At 70.5% G+C, this 26196-nt stretch carries 19 protein-coding genes and 1 rRNA gene; 8 read left to right on the forward strand and 12 right to left on the reverse strand.

Translation table 11 applies throughout. The annotated features are described in order from the left end of the window. Nucleotides 1–1107 precede the first annotated feature (1107 nt). The 3 genes from ACFVKT_RS39840 to ACFVKT_RS39850 form a co-directional block, all read right to left on the reverse strand. Nucleotides 1108–3414, reverse strand: a complete 2307-nt coding sequence (locus ACFVKT_RS39840) for a LuxR C-terminal-related transcriptional regulator (RefSeq protein ID WP_385741858.1) — start codon at nt 3412–3414, stop codon at nt 1108–1110. A 224-nt stretch (nt 3415–3638) separates the two neighbouring features. After that, the gene (locus ACFVKT_RS39845) at nt 3639–4304 is read right to left on the reverse strand and encodes an HAD family hydrolase (protein WP_385741805.1); all 666 of its coding nucleotides are present in this window, start codon (nt 4302–4304) and stop codon (nt 3639–3641) included. 77 nt (nt 4305–4381) lie between these two features. After that, nucleotides 4382–4897 (reverse strand): DUF6912 family protein, encoded by a 516-nt coding sequence (locus ACFVKT_RS39850; protein ID WP_385741807.1) that lies wholly within the window; start codon nt 4895–4897, stop codon nt 4382–4384. Between the two features lie 322 nt (nt 4898–5219). On the opposite strand from ACFVKT_RS39850, the gene ACFVKT_RS39855 reads away from it, so the two are divergent. After that, nucleotides 5220–5858: an Rv3235 family protein gene (locus ACFVKT_RS39855; RefSeq protein ID WP_385741810.1), complete on the forward strand. Its 639-nt coding sequence runs from the start codon at nt 5220–5222 to the stop codon at nt 5856–5858. 75 nt (nt 5859–5933) lie between these two features. Here the strand turns inward: ACFVKT_RS39855 and secA are convergent, their stop codons facing one another. Beyond that, nucleotides 5934–8747: a preprotein translocase subunit SecA gene (gene secA, locus ACFVKT_RS39860; protein WP_385741813.1), complete on the reverse strand. Its 2814-nt coding sequence runs from the start codon at nt 8745–8747 to the stop codon at nt 5934–5936. A 244-nt stretch (nt 8748–8991) separates the two neighbouring features. On the opposite strand from secA, the gene ACFVKT_RS39865 reads away from it, so the two are divergent. Together ACFVKT_RS39865 and ACFVKT_RS39870 are read left to right on the forward strand one after the other, a co-directional pair. Continuing rightward, nucleotides 8992–9582 carry a GNAT family N-acetyltransferase gene (locus tag ACFVKT_RS39865; protein WP_385741816.1) on the forward strand — a complete coding sequence of 197 codons (591 nt, stop codon included), beginning with the start codon at nt 8992–8994 and terminating at the stop codon, nt 9580–9582. A 185-nt stretch (nt 9583–9767) separates the two neighbouring features. After that, the gene (locus tag ACFVKT_RS39870; protein ID WP_385741819.1) at nt 9768–11012 is read left to right on the forward strand and encodes a winged helix-turn-helix domain-containing protein; all 1245 of its coding nucleotides are present in this window, start codon (nt 9768–9770) and stop codon (nt 11010–11012) included. A gap of 85 nt (nt 11013–11097) precedes the next feature. Here ACFVKT_RS39870 and ACFVKT_RS39875 read toward each other — a convergent pair whose 3' ends face one another. The 7 genes from ACFVKT_RS39875 to mtnA all read right to left on the reverse strand — a co-directional run bounded on the left by ACFVKT_RS39875 (nt 11098) and on the right by mtnA (nt 20134). After that, nucleotides 11098–11844, reverse strand: a complete 747-nt coding sequence (locus ACFVKT_RS39875; RefSeq protein WP_385741822.1) for a response regulator — start codon at nt 11842–11844, stop codon at nt 11098–11100. 204 nt (nt 11845–12048) lie between these two features. After that, the gene (gene hpf / locus ACFVKT_RS39880; RefSeq protein WP_385741825.1) at nt 12049–12741 is read right to left on the reverse strand and encodes a ribosome hibernation-promoting factor, HPF/YfiA family; all 693 of its coding nucleotides are present in this window, start codon (nt 12739–12741) and stop codon (nt 12049–12051) included. A gap of 316 nt (nt 12742–13057) precedes the next feature. Beyond that, nucleotides 13058–14179 carry a ComF family protein gene (locus ACFVKT_RS39885; RefSeq protein WP_385741828.1) on the reverse strand — a complete coding sequence of 374 codons (1122 nt, stop codon included), beginning with the start codon at nt 14177–14179 and terminating at the stop codon, nt 13058–13060. A 182-nt stretch (nt 14180–14361) separates the two neighbouring features. Further along, entirely contained in the window at nt 14362–16206 is a 1845-nt protein-coding gene (locus tag ACFVKT_RS39890; RefSeq protein ID WP_385741831.1) for an LpqB family beta-propeller domain-containing protein, read from the reverse strand. Next, nucleotides 16196–18289 (reverse strand): MtrAB system histidine kinase MtrB, encoded by a 2094-nt coding sequence (gene mtrB, locus ACFVKT_RS39895; protein WP_385741834.1) that lies wholly within the window; start codon nt 18287–18289, stop codon nt 16196–16198. The genes ACFVKT_RS39890 and mtrB overlap by 11 nt, the downstream gene beginning before the upstream one ends. Before the next feature lies 1 nt (nt 18290). After that, the gene (gene mtrA, locus ACFVKT_RS39900; RefSeq protein ID WP_199820881.1) at nt 18291–18980 is read right to left on the reverse strand and encodes a two-component system response regulator MtrA; all 690 of its coding nucleotides are present in this window, start codon (nt 18978–18980) and stop codon (nt 18291–18293) included. An 8-nt stretch (nt 18981–18988) separates the two neighbouring features. After that, entirely contained in the window at nt 18989–20134 is a 1146-nt protein-coding gene (gene mtnA, locus ACFVKT_RS39905) for an S-methyl-5-thioribose-1-phosphate isomerase (protein WP_385741838.1), read from the reverse strand. 140 nt (nt 20135–20274) lie between these two features. Between mtnA and ACFVKT_RS39910 the strand changes: the two genes are divergently transcribed. The 5 genes from ACFVKT_RS39910 to ACFVKT_RS39930 are packed head-to-tail and all read left to right on the forward strand — an operon-like array spanning nt 20275 to nt 25972. After that, nucleotides 20275–21633 carry a hypothetical protein gene (locus tag ACFVKT_RS39910; RefSeq protein ID WP_385741841.1) on the forward strand — a complete coding sequence of 453 codons (1359 nt, stop codon included), beginning with the start codon at nt 20275–20277 and terminating at the stop codon, nt 21631–21633. 4 nt (nt 21634–21637) lie between these two features. Next, a complete protein-coding gene (locus tag ACFVKT_RS39915) occupies nt 21638–22456 on the forward strand; it encodes a DUF4129 domain-containing protein (RefSeq protein ID WP_385741844.1) in 819 nt (272 codons plus the stop codon). Then, on the forward strand, nt 22453–23673 hold the full coding sequence (locus tag ACFVKT_RS39920; RefSeq protein ID WP_385741846.1) for a DUF4350 domain-containing protein: 1221 nt from the start codon (nt 22453–22455) through the stop codon (nt 23671–23673). Before ACFVKT_RS39915 ends, ACFVKT_RS39920 begins: the two co-directional genes overlap by 4 nt. Further along, nucleotides 23673–24662, forward strand: coding sequence for an AAA family ATPase (locus tag ACFVKT_RS39925; RefSeq protein WP_385741861.1), 990 nt, complete (start codon nt 23673–23675; stop codon nt 24660–24662). The genes ACFVKT_RS39920 and ACFVKT_RS39925 overlap by 1 nt, the downstream gene beginning before the upstream one ends. After that, nucleotides 24662–25972: a DUF58 domain-containing protein gene (locus ACFVKT_RS39930; RefSeq protein WP_385741849.1), complete on the forward strand. Its 1311-nt coding sequence runs from the start codon at nt 24662–24664 to the stop codon at nt 25970–25972. The genes ACFVKT_RS39925 and ACFVKT_RS39930 overlap by 1 nt, the downstream gene beginning before the upstream one ends. Nucleotides 25973–26112: 140 nt before the next feature. Here the strand turns inward: ACFVKT_RS39930 and rrf are convergent. Beyond that, nucleotides 26113–26196 (reverse strand): 5S ribosomal RNA (rrf, locus tag ACFVKT_RS39935); the annotation flags it as partial.

Below are 26196 nucleotides of genomic sequence, written 5' to 3' on the forward strand. Positions count from 1 at the left end.
CATTGCGTGACGTAGAAGGAAGTACGGTCTCTTCTCCGACGTAACGCCGTGACGCGGGGTGTCCGGTCTGGTCCGACGCTATGCCGCACGGAGAGATGAGCGGGGGGTTATCGGCCATTCTCGGCACCCGCGGCGACTGTGACGCTGCTCTCGGCACCGTCTTCGCCTCGGGTACCCCAGGCACTGCCTCGGATTCCCTCGGCGCTCTGGATGTCGCTCCGGGTGTCCGTGCTGTCCCTGACTCCCCGACCCGCCCGCGAAGATCAACGACCGCCGCCCGGTCACGGATGTCGTCCGTGCTGTCCGGGCGCGCAGCAGGAGCGTCAAGGCCCCCGCGAGATATCGCGCTGATCACGCCCCCAGGCTATCGCTCCCCACCCGGGGGTCGTCATGAGCCGTATGTGTACAAAAGCAGGGGTCGAACTTTGACACTCTGCACAGGGATGAAAGGGACGCGGGCATGCAGTGCGGGCGACTCCCGTGCCGCCGGGGCGCGTTGGCGGCGCCTCCGCGAAGCGGGGCGGCGGGTGCCCGTCACCCCCTTCCCGTGACAGCGGGAAGCGGCTGCCCCGCCGACGAGGGCAGCCGCCGTAACACCGCCCGGGGCGAAACGGCCGGGCGCCTGCCATGACAGCCAAGGCCCGTGGGGACGGGAACCAACACTGCCGACGCCCAACCGCCCTTCGGAACCTTCCCCCCGGACAGCTCCACCAGAGCCTCCCGCACTGCTCGGGCCCCCGCGATCGGTAACCATGAAGATCCGTATACGTATAGAGGAATCAGGCCAAGGGCTAGGGGTACCTACAGCGGCAGCGGTGGCTGCGGGCACGCGTGCCCAATCAGTCGCCTAGCTGTGGGCATGCGTGCCGCCAGGGGCGGCACGGGTGGGCACAGCGGCACCCCGTACAGCGCCGGGCTCCGCGACCCACCCCGACCCCAGCCCCCACGCCGGGCAACCGGCAAGCGCACCGACCCCAGCCCCCACGCCGGGCACCTGGTCAACGCCGGCAAGCAGACCGCACCCCCACCCCGGGCCCCCGGCCAACGCCGGTAAGCGCACCCTCAGCACCCAGGCAGCCAGGGCCCAGCAACACCCCCAGCCCGCCGCTAGGCGTCCGGCCCCGCAGGAATCTCCCCCCGGGACCCCACCCCCAACTTCGCCAGAATGTGCTCGACATGCGCATCAGCGGTCCGCTTGGAGATGACAAGCCGCTCGGCAATCTCCCGATTGGAGAGCCCCTGCGCCACCAGCGCAGCGACCTCCCGCTCGCGCCGCGTCAACGCATCCGCCCCACCCCGCCGAACCCCGCCCCGAGGCCCCGGCACCGCTCCCGGCGTATCGGCATCCCCCCGCACCGCCTCCAACACCTCCGGCCCGCTCAACCGCGCCCCCACCACCCGCCACCGCTCGAACTGCGGACCCCCCAGCGCGACCCTGATCTCCTTGCCCACCGACTCCTGCTCCCGCAGCACCGAGGGCAGCAGCCCGATCGGCGCACTGTGCAAGCGCTGCGCGTTCTCCGCGTACCCGAGCAACCAGGCAGCCCTGACATACCGCTTCTCGTACGCCGCCGACCAGGAGAGCCCGACGCAGCACAGCCCCGCCACCAGCACCTCACCCACCCCGGCCACCTCTTCGAGGGCCTGCCTCAGCCGGGCGGGACTCTCCGTCCGGTCCCCGGCGAGCCACGAGATCAGCCCGTACGCCCCGAGGGTGGAGGCGTGCATCTGCCGCTCGCCGGTCTCCTCCAGCCGGGCGAGCCCCACCTCGCACAGCTCCAGCGCGCCGGGAACATCGCCGAGTACGGCCCGTACGAGCGCCCCTTCGTAGTGGTGCAGCGCGATGCCCAGCAGATTGTCGCGCGCGAGCAGCACCCGCCGCTCCGCCTCGATCACGGCCAGCCCCTCCTCATAGCTCACCTCCCCGCACAGGGCCCGCAGCCCGCCGATGTAACCGCGCGCGATCTGCCCCACCGTCTCCGTCTCCCCGCCGACGCGCGCGGCGACATCGTCGGCCTGGCGCGTCCGCTCAAGCGCGAGCACCAGATCGGCGTTCCACACCCCGAACATGCCGGTCACCAGCAGCCCCCAGGCCCGCGCCGGGCAGTCCTGCGAGACCCGCTCCAGCCCCTTCTCGATCCAGTAACGGCCTTCGGACAGAGCTCCGCGGGCCCTCCAGTGCGGCCACAGCCTGGCCGCGAGCCGCAGCCCCTCCTCCGCCCTGCCGGGCACCCCGCTGTCGTACGCGTACTCCAGCGCGGCCCGCAGATCGGCGATCTGGGCGCGCACCTCGTGGTGCAACTCCGTCTGGCCTGGCGTGAAGAAGCCATCCTCGAAGCGGACTCCCAGGTCTCGCAGGTAGGCGAAGTGCCGCTCCCATACGGCCGCCCCGCCACCCGACTCCTCCAGCCGGTCGGCGCCGTACTCCCGGATGGTGTCCAGGAGCCGATAGTGCCCGCCGTCCTGCCCGACCCGCTGCACCACCGACTTGTCGACGAGCCCGATCAGCGGCTCAAGAACCCCGCCCGCCTGCAACTCGCCGCCCGCGCACACCCGCTCCGCCGCCGCCAGCTCGAAGGAACCCGCGAAGACGGACAGCCGCGCCCACAGCGACCGCTCCTCGGAGGTGCACAGCTCATACGACCAGCCGATGGCCGTACGCAACGTCTGGTGCCGTGTCAGCGCGGTGCGCCGCCCGCCGGTGAGCACCTCGAACCGGCGGTCGAGCCGGGCCACCAGCTCAGCCAGCGGCACCGCGCGCAACCGCACCGCGGCCAGCTCCAGTGCCAGCGGAATGCCGTCGAGCCGGTCGACGAGCGCCGGCAACTGCCCCTGGTCACCGTCCACCACGGCGAACCCCGGCACCGCCGCCCGCGCACGCTGCACGAACAGTTCCAGCGCGTCGTCGCGGGCGAGCGGTGCGATCTGCAGGCAGTGCTCGCCCGGTACGTCCAGGGGCTGTCTGCTGGTCGCGAGGATGCTGACGCCCTCGGCCTCCCGCAGCAGGATGTCGGAGAGCGTCGCGCAGCCGTCGATCAGGTGCTCACAGGTGTCGAGGACGATCAGCAGGCGGCGCCCCTGGAGATGGGCGACCACCGCATCGAGCGGCTTCATGCCGGACTGCTCGGGCAGTTCGAGCACCGCGGCGAGCGTCGCCGGTAACAGCTCCGGGTCGCGCAGCTCCGACAGCTCGGCCAGCCACACCCCGTCGGGGAACCGCTCGCCGGCGCCGGCCGCCACCCGTAGCGCCGTACGGCTCTTGCCGACCCCGCCGGGCCCCACCAGTGTGACGAGCCGCGCCCGATCCAACGCGCCCCGCGCCAGAGCGAGTTCCTCGGCCCGCCCGACGAAACTGGTGAGCTCGACGGGAAGGTGACCACCCCGCCGCTGCCCAAAGCCGAACCCGAATCCCATCGCGCCCCCCACAGCACGTGCCACCGATCGCACCAGGACCCTGGCCCCCGCACAGCGTACGCACCCAGATGCGGAGCGTTAACGTCTTCGCCTCAAGTCCCCACCCTCCTCGCAGCACACCCCAGCGAACACGTGGGGCTCACCCCACCGAACACGCCCGGCTCACCCCGGCGCCAAGCCCCGGGAGTCACCAGTGGGACTGCGGGACCGCAGCCCCTCCCTGGTCAGGCCGCCAGGCGCTGTGCCTCCACGACCGCTTCCTCCAGGCTGTCCACCACGGGCACGCCCACCTCCTCCAGGCTGGCGCGGCCGTGCGAACCGCCGGTGTAGAGGACCGCCTGCGCTCCCACATGGCGGGCGGCTATCGCGTCGTCGGCGGCGTCACCGATCACCACCACGCGGGCCGGCTCCACACCGGCGAGCGCGCCCAGGTGCCGCACCATGTGCTCGGCCTTGCTGCCGCCGGAGGGCCCGGTCCGTCCGTCGACCCGCACGAAGTGCGGCTCGATCCCGAACTCCCGCACCAGCGGGACCAGTTCGTCATGCACATACATGCTGAGGAGCGACTGGCTGTGTCCCGCCGACCCCCACTCCGTGAGGAGCGTCGGCACACCCGCGGTGAGCTCGCACACCGCCCGCTGCTCGGCGTAGTACCGATGGAAGGTCTCGTCCATGACCTGCCACTCCGCGTCGGTCGGCAGTCGCCCCATGAGCCGCTCATAGAACTTCGGCACCGGAACGCAGTACAGCGCCCTGTACCGCTCCAGCGTGATCGGCTCAAGACCCAGCTCGGCGAACGCGGCGTTCGTCGCCCCGATGATCGCGGCATTGTCGTGGAACAGAGTGCCGTTCCAGTCCCACACGATGTGCGCTGCTCCGTACTTCCCCATACCAAGAAAATACCCGCCGCCACTGACAACGCTCCAGACAGCCCGTCCGCGGCCGCCGCGCCAGGAGCGGCGAAGCCTCAGTCCCCCAGGCCCACCAGCTTGGGGATCTCCTGCGTGGCGAACCACAGCAGCTCGTGGTCCTCGGCCCCGTCGACGATGAACTGGGCGTCGTCGTCCCCGTGGTCGGCCGCCCCCATCGCCTCCACCGCGGCGGCGATGTCCGCCTCCGCGTCCGCCAGGTCGACGTGCACGGCAGCCGCCTTGGCCAGGGACACGGCCCGGGAAACCCGTACCTCACCGAGCGCCGCAGGTTCCAGTCCCCGGTCGGGGTCGGCGACCGCGTCCCGGTCGGCCACATCGACGGCGACGACCACCCGGCGCCGCACGGCCTCCGGATCTACCGCGAGCAGCCGAAGCGAGGCCAGCGCGGCGCGGTTCAGAGCCGCGTACTCGAGCTCCTCGATGTCGTCCGAGAGGTACCACTCGCGCAAGGCGGGCGTGACGGCGTAGGCGACGAACGGTCCCGACCCCAGCTCCCCCGTCTTGTACGCCTCGGCGAGACCGGAGAGGGTCAGGGGGACGTAGACGCGCATGGCTGGCCGCTTTCGTAGTCGGAGAGCTCCGGGAAGGACGGTCCGGCGCCTCCCTGGAGGGCCTTCAGGATACGTGCGGGCGTCCCCTTTCGAGTCCCCGGCCGGACCCTCCGGAGCGTCCACCTCCGGCTCGCGATTCACCCGGTACACCCCGGCCCCGCCAAGCCTCCCGCACCTCCCGGCCACTCTGATGAGTGAACCTTCCGGCCACCCCGACGCGGGCGCCACGTCCTTGCGGAGGCCCGCACCGGCCTCGTACAAGATCCCCAACGCAAAAGTTACCGCCCGGTATCTAGCCGGGCCCAGCGAGCGGGGACCACGGATGAACAAGGTGATGACCAGGACGACGCGCCACCCGGGCACCCGCCCGCCGGGCCGCCAGGACCCCCGCCGCCCGGGCAACACCTCACCGCGCACACCGGGCGGAGGCACCACCCCTCGTACGCCCCCGGGAGGCAGCCGGCCGCCGACGCCACCCGGCGGAGGAACATCCCCAACCACGGCGGCACCCGCGCCTCGAACCACAGAGCCCGCAAACCGCCCGTCCACGGCGCAGGCCGGAGCCACGACGCTCACCAGGACCAGGCGGCCCCATGAGACCCCCCACAGGCCCGCTCCCCGCCCCCGCCCCACCGACCTCTTCGCCGACCTCCTCCTCGCCGTCCTGAGCGGTCAGCGCCCCGTGCACTGCATGCTGCGCCACACCGCGGGCCGCGCCTACGACGAACTGGCCTGGCTCGCCGAACGCGGCCTCCTGCGCACCCGCGGAACCCGTCCGGTCGTCCGCGACATCGGCTACTACGTCCCGCGACCCGGCGCGATCGAGGCCTTCGCCCGCATCGGTGCCGGCGAACAGCTCCGCGCCATGGCCTTCCGCCTGGAACAGGCCCCCGACCTGCGCTGGCGCTGCACCGCGGTCGAACTGGGCGGCCCCCGTATGCCGCACACCAACGACGACTGAGCCGGGGACAGCGCGAGGGCCGGACACCCGATGGTGCCCGGCCCTCGGCCGACTGCTGAACCGCTCAAGCAGCGGTCACTTCTTGCGGCGACGCGCGCCCTTCTGCTGCTTACGACGCTCCGCGCGCGTGAGGCCGTCCGACTCGGAGCGCACCGGCTCGTCGTCGTCGCTGGCGAAGTCGCCCTCGACGATGCCGCCCTCGCCGTCCACGGTGGGCGCGGAGAAGTGCAGCCGGTCCGGCCGCTGCGGGGCGTCGAGCCCCTTGGCACGGATCTCGGGACGCGCACCCGCGGGGACGGTGTCCGACTTCTTGTCCAGCGAAGGCGCGGAGTCCGCGACCGGGACCTCCTCGACCTGCTGCTCGACCTGGACCTCCAGGTTGAACAGGTAGCCGACGGACTCCTCCTTGATGCCGTCCATCATGGCGGTGAACATGTCGAAGCCCTCGCGCTGGTACTCGACCAGGGGGTCCTTCTGCGCCATGGCGCGCAGACCGATGCCCTCCTGGAGGTAGTCCATTTCGTAGAGGTGCTCGCGCCACTTGCGGTCCAGGACCGACAGCACGACCCGGCGCTCCAGCTCACGCATGATCTCGGAGCCGAGCTGCTCCTCGCGGGCCGCGTACTGCTCGTGGACGTCGTCCTTGATGGACTCGGAGATGAAGTCGGCGGTCAGACCGGCACGGTCGCCGGCGGCCTCCTCCAGCTCATCGACGGTGACCTTCACCGGGTAGAGCTGCTTGAAGGCGCCCCACAGCCGGTCGAGGTCCCACTCCTCGGCGAAGCCCTCGGCGGTCTCGGCCTCGATGTACGCGTCGATCGTGTCGTCCGTGAAGTGCTGGATCTGCTCCTGGAGGTCCTCGCCCTCCAGGACGCGGCGGCGCTCGCCGTAGATGACCTCGCGCTGCCGGTTGAGGACCTCGTCGTACTTCAGGACGTTCTTACGGGTCTCGAAGTTCTGCTGCTCGACCTGCGACTGGGCGGACGCGATCGCGCGCGTGACCATCTTGTTCTCGATCGGTACGTCGTCGGGAACGTTGGCCATCGACATGACCCGCTCGACCATCTGGGCCTTGAAGAGGCGCATCAGGTCGTCACCCAGCGACAGGTAGAAGCGGGACTCGCCCGGGTCGCCCTGACGGCCGCTACGACCGCGGAGCTGGTTGTCGATACGCCGCGACTCGTGCCGCTCGGTGCCCAGCACATACAGCCCGCCGAGGTCCTTGACCTCCTCGAACTCGGCCTCCACCGCCTTCGCGGCCCTCTCCAGGGCGGCGGGGAGCGCCGCGGCCCACTCCTCGATGTGCTCCTCGGGGTCGAGGCCGCGCTGGCGCAGCTCCGCGTCCGCGAGGTCGTCGGGGTTGCCGCCGAGCTTGATGTCCGTACCACGGCCGGCCATGTTCGTGGCCACGGTGACGGCGCCCTTGCGGCCGGCCTGGGCGATGATCGGCGCCTCACGGTCGTGCTGCTTGGCGTTCAGCACTTCGTGCTGGATACCGCGCTTGGAGAGCTGCTGCGAGAGGTACTCGGACTTCTCGACCGACGTCGTACCGACGAGGATCGGCTGGCCCTTCTCGTGCTTCTCGGCGATGTCGTCGACCACCGCGTCGAACTTGGCGACCTCGGTGCGGTAGATCAGGTCCGACTGGTCCTTGCGGACCATGGGCTTGTTGGTCGGGATCGGGACGACGCCGAGCTTGTAGATCTGGTGGAACTCGGCGGCCTCGGTCATCGCCGTACCGGTCATGCCGGAGAGCTTGCTGTAGAGGCGGAAGAAGTTCTGCAGGGTGATCGTGGCGAGGGTCTGGTTCTCGTCCTTGATGTCCACCCCTTCCTTCGCCTCGATCGCCTGGTGCATGCCCTCGTTGTAGCGGCGGCCCGCGAGGATACGGCCGGTGTGCTCGTCGACGATCATGACTTCGCCGTCGATGACGACGTAGTCCTTGTCCTTCTTGAAGAGCTCCTTGGCCTTGATGGCGTTGTTCAGGTAACCGACGAGCGGGGTGTTCACCGACTCGTACAGGTTGTCGATACCCAGCCAGTCCTCGACCTTGGCGACGCCGGACTCGTGAATGGCGACGGTGCGCTTCTTCTCGTCGACCTCGTAGTCCCCGGTCTCCTCGATGCCCTTGAGGGTGTTGCCCGCCTCGCCCTTCTTCAGCCGCGTGACCAGCTTGGCGAAGTCGCCGTACCACTTGGTGGCCTGGTCGGCGGGGCCGGAGATGATCAGCGGCGTACGGGCCTCGTCGACGAGGATGGAGTCGACCTCGTCGACGATCGCGAAGTTGTGGCCGCGCTGCACCAGTTCGTCCTGCGACCACGCCATGTTGTCGCGCAGGTAGTCGAAGCCGAACTCGTTGTTCGTGCCGTAGGTGATGTCGCACGCGTACTGCTCGCGGCGCTGGGCCGGCGTCATGTTGGCGAGGATGCAGCCGACGCTCAGACCCAGGAACTTGTGGACGCGGCCCATCATTTCGGAGTCGCGCTCGGCCAGATAGTCGTTGACCGTGATGAGGTGAACGCCGTCTCCGGTGAGCGCGTTCAGATACGCGGGCAGCGTGCCGACCAGGGTCTTGCCCTCACCGGTCTTCATCTCCGCGACATAGCCGAGGTGGAGCGCGGCGCCACCCATCATCTGCACGTCGTAGTGACGCTGGCCAAGGACGCGCTTGGCAGCCTCACGGACGGTCGCGAAGGCCTCGGGCAGCAGGTCGTCGAGGCTCTCGCCGTCGGCGTAACGCTGCTTGTACTCATCGGTGAGGGCCCGCAGCTCGGCGTCGGAGAGGTCGACGAAGTCCTCTTCGATGGAGGTGACCTGGTCCGCGATGCGGTGCAGTTTGCGCAGGATCTTGCCTTCGCCTGCACGCATGATCTTTGAGAGGACGGACACTGGGCTATGTCTCCTTGCCGGTCGGGCCTGGGACGGTCGGTTGCAATGACAGTTTCAATTAGCAGCTTGAGCAACGGCCATCGTAAGCGAGGACCCCACCGCGCCGGGAGGCCTGCTCGTGACAGCCACTAGGACAACGGCCAGGGGTTGCGGAAGGTGCCGCGTCGGCGTCGCGAAAAGTAATCACGGACTCACTCTCGGCAAAGGAATGGCGTCCTCGCGCCCGTCCGAGCAGAATCGGCCGATGGACCCCGTCACACTGACCACGGACCGTCTCCTGCTGCATACCGTCGGCCCGCACGATACGGACGCCGTGTACGACGCCGTCCAAGACCCCGACATCCAGCGCTGGACCACGATCCCGTCGCCCTATCTCCACGAGCACGCGGTGGGCTTCACGGACCAGATGGTGCCCGAGGGCTGGGCGGACGGCTCCATGTTCACCTTCGGTGTCTTTCTCCCCTCCGAGGAGCTGGTGGGCATGCTCGCCATCACGATGCGTTTCCTGGGCGTCGGTGAGATCGGCTTCTGGGCGAAGAAGGAACACCGCGGCAACGGCTACATCACCGAGGCCTCACTCGCCGCCACCCGCTGGGCCTTCACCGACATCTCCCTCGACCGAGTGGAATGGCGCGCCGAGGTCGGCAACACAGCCTCCCGCGCCGTCGCAGAACACGCCGGCTTCACCTTCGAAGGCACCCTCCGCTCCGCCATCAACAACAAGGGCGTACGCCGAGACTGCTGGGTAGCCTCCTTGCTCCCCTCAGACTTGGGCCTCCCCTCGACAGCGCCGTACCTGCCGACACCGACACCCTCCAGCCCGTCCGGCGTTTGAGGACGAGGCCGTCCAGGCCGAAGCTGGGTTCTGGGAGCGGCAGCCCCCAGAACCAAGGGACGGGCAGGGGCGGAGGGGGCGAAAACCCCCAACCCCAGCCCCCACACCGGACTCCATGAAGCCGGCCCGCACCCCGGCAAGCGGCCAAGGCCCCCACTGTCAGTGGCACCGCCTACCGTGAGGACATGACCACCCTCCCGCCCCCCACCACCGAACTCTCCGCGGACGAAGCCCGCCGAATCGCCCTACGGGCACAGGGCTTCCTGGGCGCCCCGGACCGCAGAACCGGCGTACGCGGAGTCCTGCGCCACCTCGGCGCGGTCCAACTCGACACGATCTCCGTCCTCGCCCGCTCCCACGAACTCATCCCGTACGCCCGCCTCGGCGCGGTGGGCCGCAAGACGGTGGACGCGGCGTACTGGACGCCGGGTTCCGACGGCGCACCCCACGCCTTCGAGTACTGGTCCCACGCGGCCTGCATCCTCCCGGTGGAGGAGTGGCCCCACTTCGCCTTCCGCCGCCGCGCCTACCGCGCCCGCCCGCACTGGAACCACGACCTGCCGGACGGCACCTACGGCCAGGTCATCAAGCAGCTCCGCGCCGAAGGCCCCCTCACCGCCACGGATCTGGGCGGCGCGAAGAAGACCAGCGAGTGGTGGGACTGGTCGGGCACCAAGGTCGCCGTGGAGCGCGCGCTGATGTACGGCGAGGTGGTGTGCACCCAACGCCGAGGCTGGAAGCGGGTGTACGACCTCGCCGAGCGAGCCATCCCGGACACGCTGCTCCATGACGAGCTGGACGACAGGGAGTGCCTGCGCCGCCTCGTCCGCCTCGCGGGCCAGTCCCTGGGCGTCGGCACGCGCGCGGACATCGCCGACTACCACCGCCTCAGGGGCGAGCAGGTCGACGCCGTGATCGCGGAATCGGGCCTGGTCCCGGTGACGGTGGAGGGCTGGGGCAAGCTCGCAAACGGGAGGGGCGGCGCGAAGCGCCTCGCTGGAAGGGTGGCGGCGGGAGACGCGTGGGCGGACCCGGCGGCCCTGGAGTCCACCCCGCGCGGCCGCCACCGTACGACCCTGCTGTCGCCGTTCGACTCGCTCATCTGGGAGCGGGCCCGCACGGAGCGGATCTTCGGCTTCACCCACCGCCTGGAGGCGTACACCCCCAAGCCGAAGCGGGTGCACGGCTACTTCGCGATGCCGGTTCTCGCCGGCGGCCGGCTGGTCGGCCGCGTGGACCCCGCCCGCGAGGGCCGCACCCTGGTCGCCAAGCAGGTCACCCTGGACGGCCCCAAGGCGGTCCCCGCGGTGGCCCAGGCCCTGGTGGAGGCCGCGAGCTGGGTGGACTGCACGGACGTAAGGGTGGAACGGATGGACACCCCGGAGCTGCGCGCCCCACTCACCCGAGAGCTGTCCCACGCCCTCGCGTGACAACCCGGCTCACCCAAGACCCGACTCAACCGGCCCCCTGAGAGCCGGCCCAACCGGCCCACCCAGGACCCAACTCACGGAGTGGCTAGCGAATCTCGAGGATCTTCTCCCGCATCGCGTACACCACGGCCTCCATCCTGGAGTGCAGTTGCAGCTTCTCCAGGATGTTGCGCACGTGGTTCTTCACGGTGTTCTCGGAGATGAACAACTCCTTGGCGATATCCCGGTTGTTCATCCCCGTGGCGACGAGCTTGAGAACTTCCAGCTCGCGCTCCGTCAGCCGCGGCGCGGGCACCAGTCGCCGCTCGTCGGTGCGCTGGATCATCGACTTGAACTCGGTGAGCAGTTTCGACGCCATGGAGGGGCTGATCTGCGACTGCCCGTCGGCGACCGCGCGAATGGCAGTGGCCACTTCGTCCGTGGAAATCTCCTTGAGGAGATAACCGGTCGCGCCCGCCTTGATCGCGTCGTAGAGATCGGCCTCCTCATCGCTGATCGTCAGCATGATGATCTTCGCGCTGGGGGCCACCTCCTTGATGGAGGTGCACGCCTCGATACCGCCGCGTTTAGGCATGCGTACGTCCATCAGCACGATGTCGGGCAGCAGGTCGGCCGCCTTGTCCACCGCCTCGGCCCCGTCACCCGCCTCACCGACGACCTGGATGTCCTCCTCGGCCGCGAGCACGATCTCCAGACCGCGGCGGAAGAGGGCGTGGTCGTCCACCACCAGGACCCGGATGGGCTCCTTGCGCGGAGACCCCGCGTCCGGGCCCATGCCGGTGACGCCGTCCTCGGCATCCCCGTCACGCATCGGTCCGAAGCTGTCCGCCATCGTTCCTCCCCCTGAAGGCCGTGGCCTGTGTTTCTGTGCCATCGCCAACCCAAGGCAGCGGCCCACGGGTTGGGCCGGTCCGGCCATGATTCCATGCCCGGGCGCCAATGCGGTGACAGAGCGGGGCGCGAGAGGTCGCACACCGGTGCCCCTGGGGGCGCATGAGCGCTCCAGGGGCACCGGCTCAACTGTCACCGGGGTGGGTCAGCCGCCGAGCGCTCCGCCGGGCGCGGCCGACCCGGCTTGGGCGACCATCGGGTCCGTGTTGAGGTGGATGACGCCGTAGTCGTACGCGTGCCGCCGGTAGACGACACTCGGTTCCTTGGTCTCGGAGTCGACGAACAGATAGAAGTCGTGCCCGACCAGTTCCATCTCGTAGAGAGCCTGGTCGAGCGACATCGGTGCGGCCACATGGGACTTCTCGCGGACGACGAGGGGGCCTTCGCCCATGACCTCGAGAGGGCCGACCTTCTTGGTCGGCACGCTGTCGGGTTCCTCGTCGTGGACGATGCTGCCGTCTCCGTTCAGCGTCGCGGCGTCCGGGACGCGGTCGGCGACCTCCGCGGCCGAGATCCTGCCGGTACCACGGCGGGTGTAGCGCTTGTCGTGCTGCTTGCGCAGCCGGGCTTCGAGTTTGTCCGCCGCCAGGTCGAGTGCCGCATACGGATCGCTCGCCGACGCCTCCGCCCGGATCACCGGACCGCGGGAGCGAAGCGTGATCTCCACTCGGTCACAACGGTCGGCCTGCCGGGGGTTGGGCTCCTTGGACACCTCGACGTCGAGGCTGATCACCTTGCCATCGAGCTTCTGGATCTTCTCCAGTTTCAGCTTCTCGGCCACGTGCTTGCGGAACCTCTCGGGCACCTCGGTCTTGCGGCCCTTGACGACGATGTCCACGCAGAACTCCGTTCCCGGATAGCCCCGCTCCACTGGCGGAGCATCTCCCTTTTGCACCAGGCTCCGGTGAGTCCCGGAACCTCGGACTCGGTGACTTTCACCTCCTCCTCCCCCATGGGCAAGATCTACACCCCAACCGAGGCGGGTGATTGCAGAAAACCCGCGGCACGGCATTCGGATAAGCGAGGTACGGCCCGCGCCATTGCCTCACAACCGAACATATCTCGCCCGGACGGATGACGTCACCCTCTACTGCGGCGTACCTCCGTTCAGGTGAATTGGCTGACTCATTACCTGCAACGATGCAAGTTTCCAGTCAGTTCCGGTTTATTTCGAACGAGTCCGGAGGCGCCGCGACCACGGCCGCACAGATCATGGCTCCCGAGCCGCCCGCACCCGACATCGGCATCGACATCGGCATCGCCGCCGTCGTCGTCATGTCTCCCGCTCCGCCCATACCCGTCGCACCTCCGGCCTGGCACCTACCCTCGATTCCCCGGTCCATCTGCAACCCGGCCTCCCTCTCCACCGACGTCGCCCGAGCTACCCCCGCCCGTACGGCGCGCGCCGCCTCCGTCAACGAGGCGCCCGTCGTCATCAGGTCGTCCACCAGCACGATGCGACTGCCGGCCGCCAGCAGCCGTTCGCCCCCGGCAGCCACCTCCAGCGCGCCCGCGAGATTGTCCAGCCGCTGCCGGGAGTTGAGCCCCGACTGGTCGGCCACGGCACGCCGCTGCCGCAGCACGGCAAGCACCCGGGCCGGCGTGCCCGCGCGCCGCAGCTCACCCGCCGCGGCGAGCGCGATCCGCCGCGCCGGATCATGACCACGCGCCCGTACCGCCCACCGCGACGACGGCACAGGAACAAGCAGCACGGCCCCACGCCCGGCTCCCCCGGGATCCCCCGGACCGACCCGCTCCCGCCCCGACAACGGCTGCCCGCCACCGCCTCCTGGACCGCCGTCCGGAACCCCTGGCCAACCCCCCTGCTCCCCTGGCGATCCACTCACTCCCGGCCGACCGACCGCGGCCCCCGGCAACCCGCCACCCACTCCCGACCGGCCCTCGGCCCAAAGCTGCCCGTTCCCGGCTCTCAGCGACCCCTCCACGGCCATGAGCCGCCCGTCCGGCACAGGGAGGCGCGCGTACCCCAGACCTGCCCGCACAGCCCCGGCCAGCGCCGCGCCGAGGGGTCCCGCGAGCGGCAGCGCACCCCTTTCCTTGTGGGCGAGGAGCGCCGCCCGCACCTCGTCCTCGTAGGGAGCCGCCGCGTGCACCACCGGCAGCCCAGCCGGCTCCGGCACCGGTCGCACCCGGCTCGGTACGGCCCCTGTCAGGGCGGCACGGCACTCCGGGCAGAGCACCGTGCGAGGCCTCCCGCAGCCTCCGCACTCGGCCGGCAGCACCAGATCGGTGAGGTCCTGCCACCACCCCCGCATGCCCACCACTGTGCCAAGCCACGGGCAGACCGGCCACCCCTGTGGATAACTCCCTGTGGACAACCCGCGCAGCCGTCGGACAGCCCGGCCGACCCGGTCGGGCGGGCTGCTCCCGCCGCCCGGCCGGCCCCGTCGAACGGGTGCTCTCGCCGCCCGCCCGACGTCACCCGCGGACCGGCGCGCTACCCGGGATAGACCGGCGCCGTCCCGTCCTTGACCACCGTCTGCCACTGCTCCCCGGACGACAGCCGCACGATCCCGTCCTCCTCCGAGTGCGCCACCAGCGGCAGCCGCTCGTCCTCGGACGCGGCGATCTCCTTCACGCCCGTGAGCGCGGAGGGCGCCGTACCCACCGGAGTGGAGCCGTCGACCTGGACGTACGCCATCTGCTGGACGCCGCCCTCCTCGCGCCCGACCACCACCAGTCGGCTGTCCCCGGCCCACGACATGGCCGTGACGTCCTCCAGCTGCGGTGCCGCGGCACGCAGTTCGAGGACGGAGACGACGGGTCGCTCGGCGGACTCGGTGTCCCGCTCGATACGGCCGATCTGCAGCGAGCTCTTGCCGTCCTTCTCGATGATCAGCGCGATCCGCACCCCGTCGGCGGAGACCCGCACCGCCTCGATGCGCCCGTCGAGGCCCGGCGCCGAGACCACCAGCGGTTCGCCCGCGCCCTTCTCCAGCAGCAGCAGCCGGGGGTTCTCCGGATCGCGGTCGGCCACCCAGAGGTCGCCTCGCCCGTCCCAACTGGGCGTCGTCAGCCGGTCGTCCACGGTCTTGCCCTCGCTGTGCAGGACCGCTTCGCCGAGCGAACTGCCCGACACCAGCGACCCGACGTACAGCGAACTCCCGTCGGTCGAGACACCGGCCGCGACGTCCTCGTTCCGCGACACCGCGGCCGACCGGAGCTTCGTCTCGCCCTCACCCAGCGCACCGGGCACGGGCTCGGGCTGCTTGTCCCCGTTGCCGCTGGGCATCCGTACGAGACGCTGCTTGCCGTCGATGAAGTACTGGTACTCGGGAGGCTGTCCCGTGCCGTGCGAGGCGACGCTCTCCGCCCGGTCCTCGGTCAGCACACACAGCTGCGAACCGTCCGACTTCTGCAGTTCCACCTCGTCCACCCCGGTGGGCGTCAGGTCCTGCAGCGTGAAGAGAAGCTGGGTTGCCATCTTGGTGCACTGGGCCTGTCCGACCCGGTCGGCCTTGCTGTTCAGCGGAACGGTGACCCTGTTGCGGTCATCGGGCGACAGGGACTTGACGCCCTTCTTCAGCGTCGTACCGGAGGGGAAACTCGACGTCACCACCGGGTCCAGCCAGCTGGTGGGCCCCTGCAGAAGGGTGCGGACCATCTCCGTCATCGGGTCCACCTCCCCGCGTACGTAGACCGGGTCGGCGACGGTCAGGAGCTGTCCGTCCGTCCCTGAGGACCCGTTGGAGGCGAAGTAGTACTTGTTGACGGAGTCGTAGTTGCGCTCGAAGTCGGACTTGCCCATCACCACGCCCTGGGGCAGCCCGTCGATGCGCCACTGCTTGTCCGGCTGCTGAGTGAGATGTACGGCCTCGGTGTACGAGCCGGACTCCGGCGCGTACGCATGCTGTGTGTCCACCGTGGCGACCTTGTTGCCGCTCAGCTGGTACAGGAAATCGTCGTCGGTGCCCTCTCTGGTCCCCGAGTGCACCAACTCGGTGTTGGGCCCGTCCGCGAGGACGTTCGTGGACTCGTAGGGGTCCCACGTCTTGCGGGCGCTCGCGGACAGGTACAGGCGTGCCGTCGCGTACTCCGGGTCGTCGCTGGTCAGCGCCTCCAGGAAGCCCCGCACGATCTCCGCGGGCTGGGCGTCCTCCCGCGGCGGCATCGCGAAGACCCGGACCTGGGAGTCCGCCCGTGGCGTGGACTCGACATCACGCAGGTCCCCGCTGTCCGGCATCGAGGCGCAACCCGCCAGCAGCAGCGCGCCGCAGCCGACATACGCGGCCAGCCGCACCGGACGCCGTCGACCGCCGCTTCCCTCGCGGTCAGCGCCCACGAAATGCCTCCCCTTGCCCTTGTCCGAGCCCCTCGGACTCTCCGTCGGCTGCTCCGCGCTCCGGCACGGCCCGCTCCCCGCCCGCGGCAGGTGTGTCGTCCGGCCGTCGTGCGGCCCCGGTGGGCCGCGGCACCACGCGCGCGCCGTTGCCCGGCAGCGCCGTCGGGTCGGCCGTGGGCGACACCCCGGCCAGTCGCGGTCCCATGGTCGTCCGAGGCGGCGCACTCCCGCCGACCGGCTGCTGCACCGGCACCGTCGCGAGCTTGCCACCGCCACCGGACGGCAGACCGGCGTCATTGAGTCCACGGTTTCGCCGCGAGTCCTTGGGCTCCAGCGGTATCGGTGACCCCCGCAGCGGTTCGTCCGCCGTCCGGGGCAGCGTGAGCCGGAACTGCGAACCGCCACCCGGCTCGCCCCACGCCTGCAGCCAGCCGCCGTGCAGCCGCGCGTCCTCCAGGGCGATGGACAGCCCGAGTCCCGTTCCGCCCGTCGTACGCGCGCGTGCCGGATCCGCCCGCCAGAAGCGGCTGAAGACCCGGGTCGCCTCGCCGGGCTTGAGGCCCACCCCGTAGTCGCGCACCGCGACCGCGACCGCCCCGCCCGCCGCGGCCAGCTTGACCAGCACGTCCTTGCCCTCACCGTGCTCCACGGCGTTGACGACGAGATTGCGCAGCACCCGCTCCACGCGCCGGGCATCCGCCTCGGCGATCACCGGCTGCTGGTCGCCGAGGACCCGTATGCGCGTGCCCTTGCGGTCGGCGAGCGGCTCGGCCCCGCTGACCACCCGTCGTACGACCACACGGAGGTCTATGGGCTCGGCCTCCAGCGCGGCCGCGCCCGCGTCGAAGCGGCTGATCTCCAGCAGGTCCGCGAGCAGCGTCTCGAACCGGTCCAGCTGGTCGGCGAGCAACTCGGCCGACCGCGCGGTCATCGGATCGAAGTCCACGCGCGCGTCATGGATGACGTCGGCCGCCATCCGGACGGTCGTCAGCGGCGTACGCAGCTCGTGCGAGACGTCGGAGACGAACCGCCGCTGCATCCGCGACAGTTCCTCCAGCTGCTGGATCTTGAGCTGCAGGTTCTGCGCCATCTTGTTGAAGGCCTCGCCGAGCCGCGCGATGTCGTCCTCGCCGGTGACCTTCATACGTTCCTGGAGGCGCCCGGCGGACAGCCGCTCGGCGATGCCCGCCGCCATCCGTACGGGCGTGACGACCTGGCGCACCACGAGCCAGGCGATGGCTCCCAGCAGCACCACGACGAACAGCCCCGCCGTCGCGAGCGTCCCCTTGACCAGGCTCAGCGACTTCTCCTCCTGCGTCAGCGGGAAGAGGTAGTAGAGCTGGTACGAGTCGCCGTTGGGGTCGTTGACCTGCTTACCGATGACCAGCGCCGGCTGGGGATCCTTGGCGTCCTTGTAGACGACCTGCGTGTAGCTCTGGGCCGCCACGGTGCTGCCCTCGATACGGTCGCGCAGGTCCTCCGGCACGCTCAGCGTCGGGTCGACGTTGCCGGAGGAGCGCGGCCCGAGTCCGCCGCCGCCGTCACCGGGCGCGGTGGAGCTGAGCGTCACCACGTCGAAGGCGCCCTGGCCGCCGCTGGAGAGGGACACCACGAGGTCGCTCATCCACTGGCTGACGTTCTTGGCGGGGCGGCCGTCCGGGCTCGACGTGTCGGCGCCGTTCGCCGTCGCCGCCGAGTCCGCGTTCTGCTTGGCCACCGAGAATCCGCCGGTGGCCTGGCTCTGCGACGCCTTGACCTTGGCGTCCAGCAGGCCGTTGCGTACCTGCCCGATGACGACGAAGCCGAGCAGCAGCACCACGCCGAGGGACATCAGCAGCGTGGTGACGACGATCTTGAGCTGGATGTTGCGCCGCCACAGCCGGATCACCGGCAGCAGCGGGCGGCGCACCCAGCGCATGAACAGCCGAAGGACCGGGCTGCCCTGGACCCCGCCCTGAAGCAGCCCGCCCTCGACGAACTGCATCCAGCGGGAGCCCAGGGGGCCCGTCACCTTCTGGCCCACAGGCCGCCCCGAGCGGACCCCCGGCTCACCGGGCGCCGAAGCGGCACTGTCCCGGGACATGTCAGCTCGGTCCGGCCTTGTAACCGACGCCACGGACGGTCACCACGATCTCCGGCCGCTCCGGGTCCTTCTCGACCTTGGAGCGCAGCCGCTGGACATGGACGTTGACCAGGCGGGTGTCGGCCGCGTGCCGGTAGCCCCACACCTGCTCGAGGAGCACCTCGCGCGTGAACACCTGCCACGGCTTGCGGGCCAGCGCCACCAGCAGGTCGAACTCCAGCGGCGTCAGCGCGATGGACAGCCCGTCCCGCTTCACAGAGTGACCGGCCACGTCGATGACTAGGTCACCTATGGCCAGTTGCTCCGGCGCCGGCTCCTCGGAACGCCGCAGCCGCGCCCTGATCCGCGCGACCAGCTCCTTTGGCTTGAACGGCTTCACGATGTAGTCGTCCGCGCCCGACTCCAGGCCCACCACGACATCGACGGTGTCGCTCTTCGCCGTGAGCATCACGATCGGCACCCCGGACTCCGCCCTGATCAGGCGGCACACCTCGATGCCGTCCCGGCCGGGAAGCATCAGGTCCAGGAGCACCAGGTCGGGCTTGCTCTCTCGGAAAGCGGCCAGCGCCTTGTCGCCGTCGGCTACGAAAGACGGCTCAAAACCTTCACCACGCAACACAATGCCGAGCATCTCGGCCAGTGCGGTGTCGTCATCGACGACAAGGACTCGTCCCTTCATAAACGACATCATCCCATTAACTAAATCGTTACCTGGCGTGACCTGTCACACAGCTCGGCAAGCGCCTCAGCTGTCACGGGCGACACGGCGCCCTCTTCGGTCACGATCGCCGTCACCAACTCGGGCGGCGTCACATCGAACGCGGGGTTGTATGCCTGGGTCCCCAGGGGTGCCACCGCTATCCCGCCTCCCGCTTCCACTCCCACCACCGGCACCTGCGGTGCTGTGATCTCCGTCACTTCATGACCGGGGCGCTGCTCGACCTCGATGGACGCCCCGTTAGGGGTGTCCAGGTCCACCGTCGTCAGCGGCGCCACCACGATGAACGGCACGTGGTGGTAACGGGCCAGCACCGCGAGCGGATAGCTCCCCACCTTGTTCGCCACCGAACCGTCGGCCGCGATCCGGTCGGCCCCGATCAGTACCGCGTCCACCTCTCCCGCCGAGAACAGCGAGCCCGCCGCGTTGTCCGTGAGCAAGGTGTACGCCATTCCGTTGCGCGCCGCCTCGTACGCCGTCAGGCGAGCACCTTGCAGCAAAGGCCGCGTTTCGTCCACCCACAGCCTGCGCAGCTGCCCCGCCCGGTGCGCCGCGAGGGCCACCGCGAACGCCGTGCCCTCCCCACCGGACACCAGCGCCCCGGTGTTGCAGTGCGTCAGGATCCGGTGCCCGCCGCCCGGCAGCAACTCGTCGAGCAGGGCCAGCCCGTGCACGGCCATCCGCGCGCTGGCCTCGGCGTCTTCCCGGTGCAGCGCCCGCGCCTCGGCGAGCGCCGCCCCGGCCGCCCGCTCCGGATCACCACCGCCGGAGAGCGCGGCCCGGTACGCCGCCTGCGCCCTGCGTACGCCGACAGCGAGGTTCACGGCGGTGGGCCGGGCCCCGGCCAGCGCCCGGGCGGCATCGTCCACGTCGAAGCCGCGTACGGCGGCGAGCGCGACGCCGTACGCCCCGGCGATACCGAGCAGCGGCGCCCCGCGCACGGCGAGCGTGCGGATCGCCTCCACCAGCGCGGGCGCGTCCGTGCACACCAGCTCGACTTCCTCGGCCGGCAGTCTCGTCTGGTCGAGAAGGACCAGTACCGGGCCTTCGGGGGGCTCGTCCCAGCGGATCGCGGGTATCTCCGTCGGCCCGCTGTCCTCGCGGGATTGCACGTACTGATCAGCCATCCGCCCAGTCTGCCCCGTACCCGGCAGACAATTGAAGGTGTGCAGCTCATACGACCGCAGGTCCCCAGCCGCGCACACCGTGGCACGATGGCTGCCAACCTGCCGCCGCGCCCGCGGACGGGCACCGTGAAGGAGCGACGATGAACGACACTCCGGGCTGGGCCTCGCCCGGATCTGCCCCCTCCGACGGGCAGGAGCCGGACACCTCCGGCGCCGCGCAGCCTACGGAGCAGCCCACGGACCAGGGCAGCACGGACCAGCCGCATGCCCCTTCGCAGTGGACCAAAGAGCAGCCCCCGCCCGGTCAGTGGTCCGCCCCCGGTCCGCAGGACGCCCTCCCCGGCCAGACCCCGCCACCACCTCCGCCCGGCCCGGGCTGGGGCGGCCAGTACCCGGGCGGCCACGGAGCCCAGGGGGGATACGGAGGCGGCGGCTGGGGCGGCCCCGGCTACGGCGGCCCGGCAGGTCCCGGCGGCTGGGGAGGCAACTGGGGCGGCCCGCCGCCCGCGGCCAAGCCCGGCGTGATCCCGCTCCGTCCGCTCGGTATCGGAGAGATCCTCGACGGCGCGGTCTCCACGATGCGCACGTACTGGCGCACCGTCCTCGGCATCTCGCTGACCGTCGCGGTCGTCACCGAGATCGCGATCATCCTGTTCCAGGGCCTCGTCCTGGACGACAGCTCCACCACGGACACCCTCAACGACTCGACCGCCACCGTCAGTGAGGTGAGCAGCGCCCTGGGGAGCACGCTGCTGGGCTCCGGTGCCGTCCTGCTCATCACCCTGCTTGGCACCATCGTCGCGACGGCTCTGCTCACGACCGTGACCAGCCGCGCCGTGCTCGGCAAGCCGGTGACCACCCCCGAGGCCTGGCGGGACGCCCGTCCTCAGCTTCCGAAGCTGTTCGGTCTGACGATCCTGCTGCCGCTCATCGCCGTCGCGATCGTCACGGTCGGCATCCTGCCCGGAGTGATCGTCGGGGTGACCGCCTCGAGCGACGCGGGCGTCGCACTCGCCGTCATCGGCGGACTCGGCGCGGGCGTCGTCGCCGTCTGGCTGATGACCCGCTTCTCGCTCGCCTCGCCCGCCCTGATGCTGGAGAAGCAGGGCGTCTTCAAGTCGATGAGCCGCTCCGCGAAGCTCGTGCGCGGTTCCTGGTGGCGGGTTTTCGGCATCCAGCTGCTCGCCACGATCATCGCCAACATCATGGCCTCGATCATCGTCATCCCGTTCACCTTCCTCGCCGCTGCTCTGAGCGGCGACGGCATCACCGGCTTCCTCGACAGCGAGAGCGGCTCCCTCGGCTGGACGTTCCTCATCATCAGCGGGATCGGCTCGGTGATCGGGTCCATGCTCACCTTCCCCATCACCGCGGGCGTCACGGTGCTCCTCTACATCGACCAGCGCATCCGCCGCGAGGCCCTCGACCTCGACCTGGCCCGCGCCGCCGGCGTCGAGGACTACGGCTCCGCCGCCACCGGCCCCACCCCGGGGAGCTGATGGGGTGAGCCTGGCGGGGGGAGTTCTCACAGCGGTACTGGCACTACCGCGCAACGGCGTCTCAGCGGTAGGGGCACTACCGGACACCGGCATCACAGCCGCACTGGCACTACCGCGCAACAGCGTCACAGCCGTCCTGGCACGACCGCTCACCGGCGACGAACCGCCGGTGACCCTCCCACGCGACCCCGCGCGGGAGGCGGCCGAACGCGAGCTGTCCAAGCCGATGTACCACGAGAACGACCCCAGCCTGGCCCAGCGCGCCCTGGACGCCTTCTGGGACTGGGTCGACAAGCTGTTCGGCGCCGCCTCGACCGCGGCGCCCGGGGGAGCGCTCGGACTTGTCGTCATCGTGCTGGCCGTGCTGGCGGTCATTGCCGCTCTGTGGTGGCGCCTGGGGACCCCGCACCGCGCCCCCACATCGGCCCCGGCGCTCTTCGACGACCGCCCCCGCAGCGCCGCAGAACACCGCGCCTCGGCCGAAGCACACGCCGCCCAGGGCCACTGGAACCAGGCCGTCCAGGAACGCATGCGCGCCATGGTCCGGTCTCTGGAGGAACGCGCCCTGCTCGATCCGCGCCCCGGCCGCACCGCGGACGAGGCAGCCGCCGAGGCTGCCCGCACCCTGCCCTCCCACGCGGACCGACTGCGCGCCGCGGCACGGGACTTCGACGACGTGACGTACGGCGGGCGAACCGCGGACCCGCGCACATACCAGCGCCTCACCGAGCTCGACCGCGACCTGGAGCGCACCAAACCCGTACTCGCGAGCAGCAGCCCCCAGAGCCCGGCCCACAACACCCGCCAGGGGGCCGCCCAATGACCGAGGCCACCCTCCAGCCGACCTCGGACTCGACCCCGGCCTCCACCTCGGTCTCGCCCACCGTCCGCCAGCGGTGGACGCGCGCCCGCGGAGTCGTCCTCGCGGTCGTGCTCCTCCTGACAGCCGCCATCGCGATCGCCGCCGTCCGCTCCAACGCCCAGCACGGCCAACTCGACCCCCGCTCCGCCGACCCCTCCGGCAGCCGAGCCGTCGCCGAACTCCTCGCCGACCAGGGCGTCTCCACACGCGTGGTCAGCACCCTGGCCGAGGCCCGCGCCGCGGCCGGCCCCGACACCACACTCCTGATCGCCGCCCCGGACCTGCTGACCGACCGACAGCAGACCCTCCTCCGTACGGCAACGGAGAACTCCGGCGGCCGTACGGTCCTGATCTCCCCGACGTCGCCCTCCCTCGGCACCCTCGCCCCGGGAGTCACCGCCGACCCGGTGACCAGCTTCGACTCGGAGCTCTCCCCGAGGTGCGACCTGCCCGCCGCCGAACGGGCGGGCAGCGCCGACACCGGCGGCATCCGCTACACCACCACCGATCCCACCGCCGACGCCTGCTACCCCAGCGAAGGCCTGCCGACCCTGCTGCGCATCCCGGCACTCGAAGGGGACGGCGACACCGTCGTACTCGGCGCCCCCGACATCCTCCTCAACTCCAGCCTCGACGAACACGGCAACGCCTCGCTCGCCCTCCAACTGCTCGGTTCCCGCCCCCACTTGGTCTGGTATCTCCCCTCGCTCTCCGATCCCTCGGCCACCGACGCGGGCGACCAGAGCTTCTTGGACCTGCTGCCCTCGGGCTGGCTCTGGGGCACGCTGCAGCTCTTCATCGCAGCAGGCCTGGCCGCCTTCTGGAGGGCACGCCGACTGGGCCCCCTCGTACCCGAACGCCTCCCCGTAGCGATCCGCGCCTCCGAAACCGTCGAGGGCCGCGCCCGTCTCTACCGCAAGGCCAACGCCCGCGACCGCGCGGCCAACGCCCTGCGCTCCACCACCCGCACCCGCCTCGCCCCCCTCATCGGCGTCCCCGTCACCCAGGCGCACACGCCCGAGTCCTTGCTCCCCGCCCTGTCCGCCCAACTCCGCGGCCAACGCGACGGACAGGCCCTGCACTCCCTCCTCTTCGGGCCGCCACCCCACGACGACGCGGCCCTCATCTCCCTCGCCGACCAACTCGACGCCCTCGAAAGAGAGGTACGCCATTCATGATGGACCCGACCACTGACAACGCCGGGAACACCGGGGACCAGGGCACCGCCCGCGCCTCCCTGGAGGCCCTGCGCGCCGAGATCGCCAAAGCCGTGGTCGGCCAGGACCCCGCCGTGACCGGTCTCGTCGTCGCCCTCCTCTGCCGCGGACACGTCCTCCTCGAAGGAGTCCCCGGAGTCGCGAAGACGCTGCTCGTGCGCGCTCTGGCGTCCGCACTGGAACTCGACACCAAACGCGTCCAGTTCACCCCCGACCTGATGCCGAGCGACATCACCGGCTCCCTCGTCTATGACGCCCGCACCGCAGAGTTCTCCTTTCAGCCGGGCCCGGTCTTCACCAACCTCCTGCTGGCCGACGAGATCAACCGCACCCCGCCCAAGACCCAGTCCTCCCTCCTCGAAGCCATGGAGGAACGCCAGGTCACCGTCGACGGCACCGCGCGCCCGCTCCCCGATCCGTTCCTGGTCGCAGCGACCCAGAACCCGGTCGAGTACGAGGGCACGTACCCCCTGCCCGAAGCCCAACTGGACCGCTTCCTCCTCAAACTGACGATCCCTCTGCCGTCCCGCCAGGACGAGATCAGCGTCCTCACCCGCCACGCCGAGGGCTTCAACCCGCGCGACCTGCGCGCCGCCGGCGTACGCCCCGTAGCGGGCCCCGCAGACCTGGAAGCCGCCCGCGCCGCCGTGGCGAAGACATCGGTCTCCCCTGAAATCACCGGCTACGTAGTGGACATCTGCCGCGCCACCCGCGAGTCACCGTCCCTCGCCCTCGGCGTCTCCCCGCGCGGCGCGACGGCCCTCCTCGCCACCGCCCGAGCCTGGGCCTGGCTGACGGGCCGCGACTACGTCATCCCCGACGACGTGAAGGCCCTCGCCCTCCCCACGCTCCGCCACCGGATCCAACTCCGTCCCGAGGCCGAGATGGAAGGCGTCACCGCCGACTCCGTCATCACCGCGATCCTCGCCCACGTCCCCGTCCCCCGCTGATGCCACTCACCGGACGCGCTGCCCTCCTGGCAGCCCTGGGCGCACTCCCCATCGGCATCTGGGAGCCGAGCTGGGCAGGCATCCTCGCCGTCAACGGCCCACTGGCCCTGGCCTGCGCCTGCGACGCCGCCCTGGCAGCACCCGTACGCCGTCTCGGCCTGACCCGCTCCGGCGACACCTCGGTACGCCTCGGCGAAACCGCCGACGTCACCCTGACCGTCACCAACCCCTCGGGCCGCCCCCTGCGCGCCCAACTCCGCGACGCCTGGCCACCAAGCAGCTGGGAACCCGGCACCGAAGGAGCCGCTTCCCGCCACCGCCTGACGATCCCGGCCGGCGAACGCCGACGCCTGATCACCCGCCTACGCCCCACCCGGCGTGGCGACCGCCAGTCCGACCGCGTCACCATCCGCTCATACGGGCCACTCGGCCTCTTCTCCCGTCAGGGCAACCACAAGGTCTCCTGGACGGTACGAGTCCTGCCACCCTTCACCAGCCGCAAGCACCTCCCCTCCAGGCTGGCCCGGCTCCGCGAACTCGACGGCCGCACCAGCGTGCTCACCCGCGGCGAAGGCACGGAATTCGACAGTCTCCGCGAGTACGTCCCCGGCGACGACACCCGCTCCATCGACTGGCGCGCCACAGCCCGCCACACCACAGTCGCCGTACGCACCTGGCGCCCCGAACGCGACCGCCACATCCTTCTCGTCCTCGATACGGGCCGCACGTCAGCAGGCCGCGTCGACAACGCCCCGCGCCTCGACGCCTCCATGGACGCGGCCCTGCTCCTCGCCGCCCTCGCCTCCCGAGCCGGCGACCGCGTGGACCTCCTCGCGTACGACCGCCGGGTACGCGCCCTCGTCCAGGGCCGGGCAGCAGGCGAACTCCTCCCGTCCCTGGTCAACGCGATGGCACCCCTGGAACCGGAACTCATCGAGCTGGACGCACGCGGCCTCACCGCCACAGCACTCCGTACGGCCCCACGTCGCTCCCTGATCGTGCTGCTGACGAGCCTGGACGCAGCCCCCATCGAGGAAGGCCTGCTCCCGGTGCTCTCCAGCCTGACGCAACGCCACACAGTTCTCCTGGCATCAGTGGCGGACCCGCACATCGCGCGCATGGCGGCGTCTCGCGCCAACACCGAAGCGGTGTACGAGGCGGCAGCCGCGGCCCAGGCCCAGGCAGAACGCCATCGCACAGCCGAAAAGCTGCAACGCCACGGTGTCACCGTCGTCGACGCGACACCGGAGAACCTGGCACCGGCCCTCGCGGATGCGTATCTGGCGCTGAAGGCAGCCGGCCGACTATAAGCAGGCACAAAAGGAGAAGGGGGGTCTCTTTTTCCAGGTGACCCCCCTTAAACGCACAAGACCCTTAAACGCAGTAGCCCCTTGAACGCAGAATGCCCCCGTACCGTTTTCCCGGTACGGGAGCATTCTCTCTAAAGATAGTTCGGCGGCGTCCTACTCTCCCACAGGGTCCCCCCTGCAGTACCATCGGCGCTGTGAGGCTTAGCTTCCGGGTTCGGAATGTA

It is taken from the genome of Streptomyces sp. NPDC127595 (assembly GCF_042671685.1).
Classification (GTDB): domain Bacteria; phylum Actinomycetota; class Actinomycetes; order Streptomycetales; family Streptomycetaceae; genus Streptomyces.

What these genes read in the sequence shown, in the direction of transcription:
- ACFVKT_RS39840 (WP_385741858.1), bottom strand. Translation starts at nt 3,414, where the DNA reads ATGGGATTCGGGTTCGGCTTTGGGCAGCGGCGGGGTGGTCACCTTCCC.
- ACFVKT_RS39845 (WP_385741805.1), bottom strand. Translation starts at nt 4,304, where the DNA reads ATGGGGAAGTACGGAGCAGCGCACATCGTGTGGGACTGGAACGGCACT.
- ACFVKT_RS39850 (WP_385741807.1), bottom strand. Translation starts at nt 4,897, where the DNA reads ATGCGCGTCTACGTCCCCCTGACCCTCTCCGGTCTCGCCGAGGCGTAC.
- ACFVKT_RS39855 (WP_385741810.1), top strand. Translation starts at nt 5,220, where the DNA reads ATGAACAAGGTGATGACCAGGACGACGCGCCACCCGGGCACCCGCCCG.
- ACFVKT_RS39865 (WP_385741816.1), top strand. Translation starts at nt 8,992, where the DNA reads ATGGACCCCGTCACACTGACCACGGACCGTCTCCTGCTGCATACCGTC.
- ACFVKT_RS39870 (WP_385741819.1), top strand. Translation starts at nt 9,768, where the DNA reads ATGACCACCCTCCCGCCCCCCACCACCGAACTCTCCGCGGACGAAGCC.
- ACFVKT_RS39875 (WP_385741822.1), bottom strand. Translation starts at nt 11,844, where the DNA reads ATGGCGGACAGCTTCGGACCGATGCGTGACGGGGATGCCGAGGACGGC.
- ACFVKT_RS39885 (WP_385741828.1), bottom strand. Translation starts at nt 14,179, where the DNA reads ATGCGGGGGTGGTGGCAGGACCTCACCGATCTGGTGCTGCCGGCCGAG.
- mtrB (WP_385741834.1), bottom strand. Translation starts at nt 18,289, where the DNA reads ATGTCCCGGGACAGTGCCGCTTCGGCGCCCGGTGAGCCGGGGGTCCGC.
- mtrA (WP_199820881.1), bottom strand. Translation starts at nt 18,980, where the DNA reads ATGATGTCGTTTATGAAGGGACGAGTCCTTGTCGTCGATGACGACACC.
- mtnA (WP_385741838.1), bottom strand. Translation starts at nt 20,134, where the DNA reads ATGGCTGATCAGTACGTGCAATCCCGCGAGGACAGCGGGCCGACGGAG.
- ACFVKT_RS39910 (WP_385741841.1), top strand. Translation starts at nt 20,275, where the DNA reads ATGAACGACACTCCGGGCTGGGCCTCGCCCGGATCTGCCCCCTCCGAC.
- ACFVKT_RS39920 (WP_385741846.1), top strand. Translation starts at nt 22,453, where the DNA reads ATGACCGAGGCCACCCTCCAGCCGACCTCGGACTCGACCCCGGCCTCC.
- ACFVKT_RS39925 (WP_385741861.1), top strand. Translation starts at nt 23,673, where the DNA reads ATGGACCCGACCACTGACAACGCCGGGAACACCGGGGACCAGGGCACC.
- ACFVKT_RS39930 (WP_385741849.1), top strand. Translation starts at nt 24,662, where the DNA reads ATGCCACTCACCGGACGCGCTGCCCTCCTGGCAGCCCTGGGCGCACTC.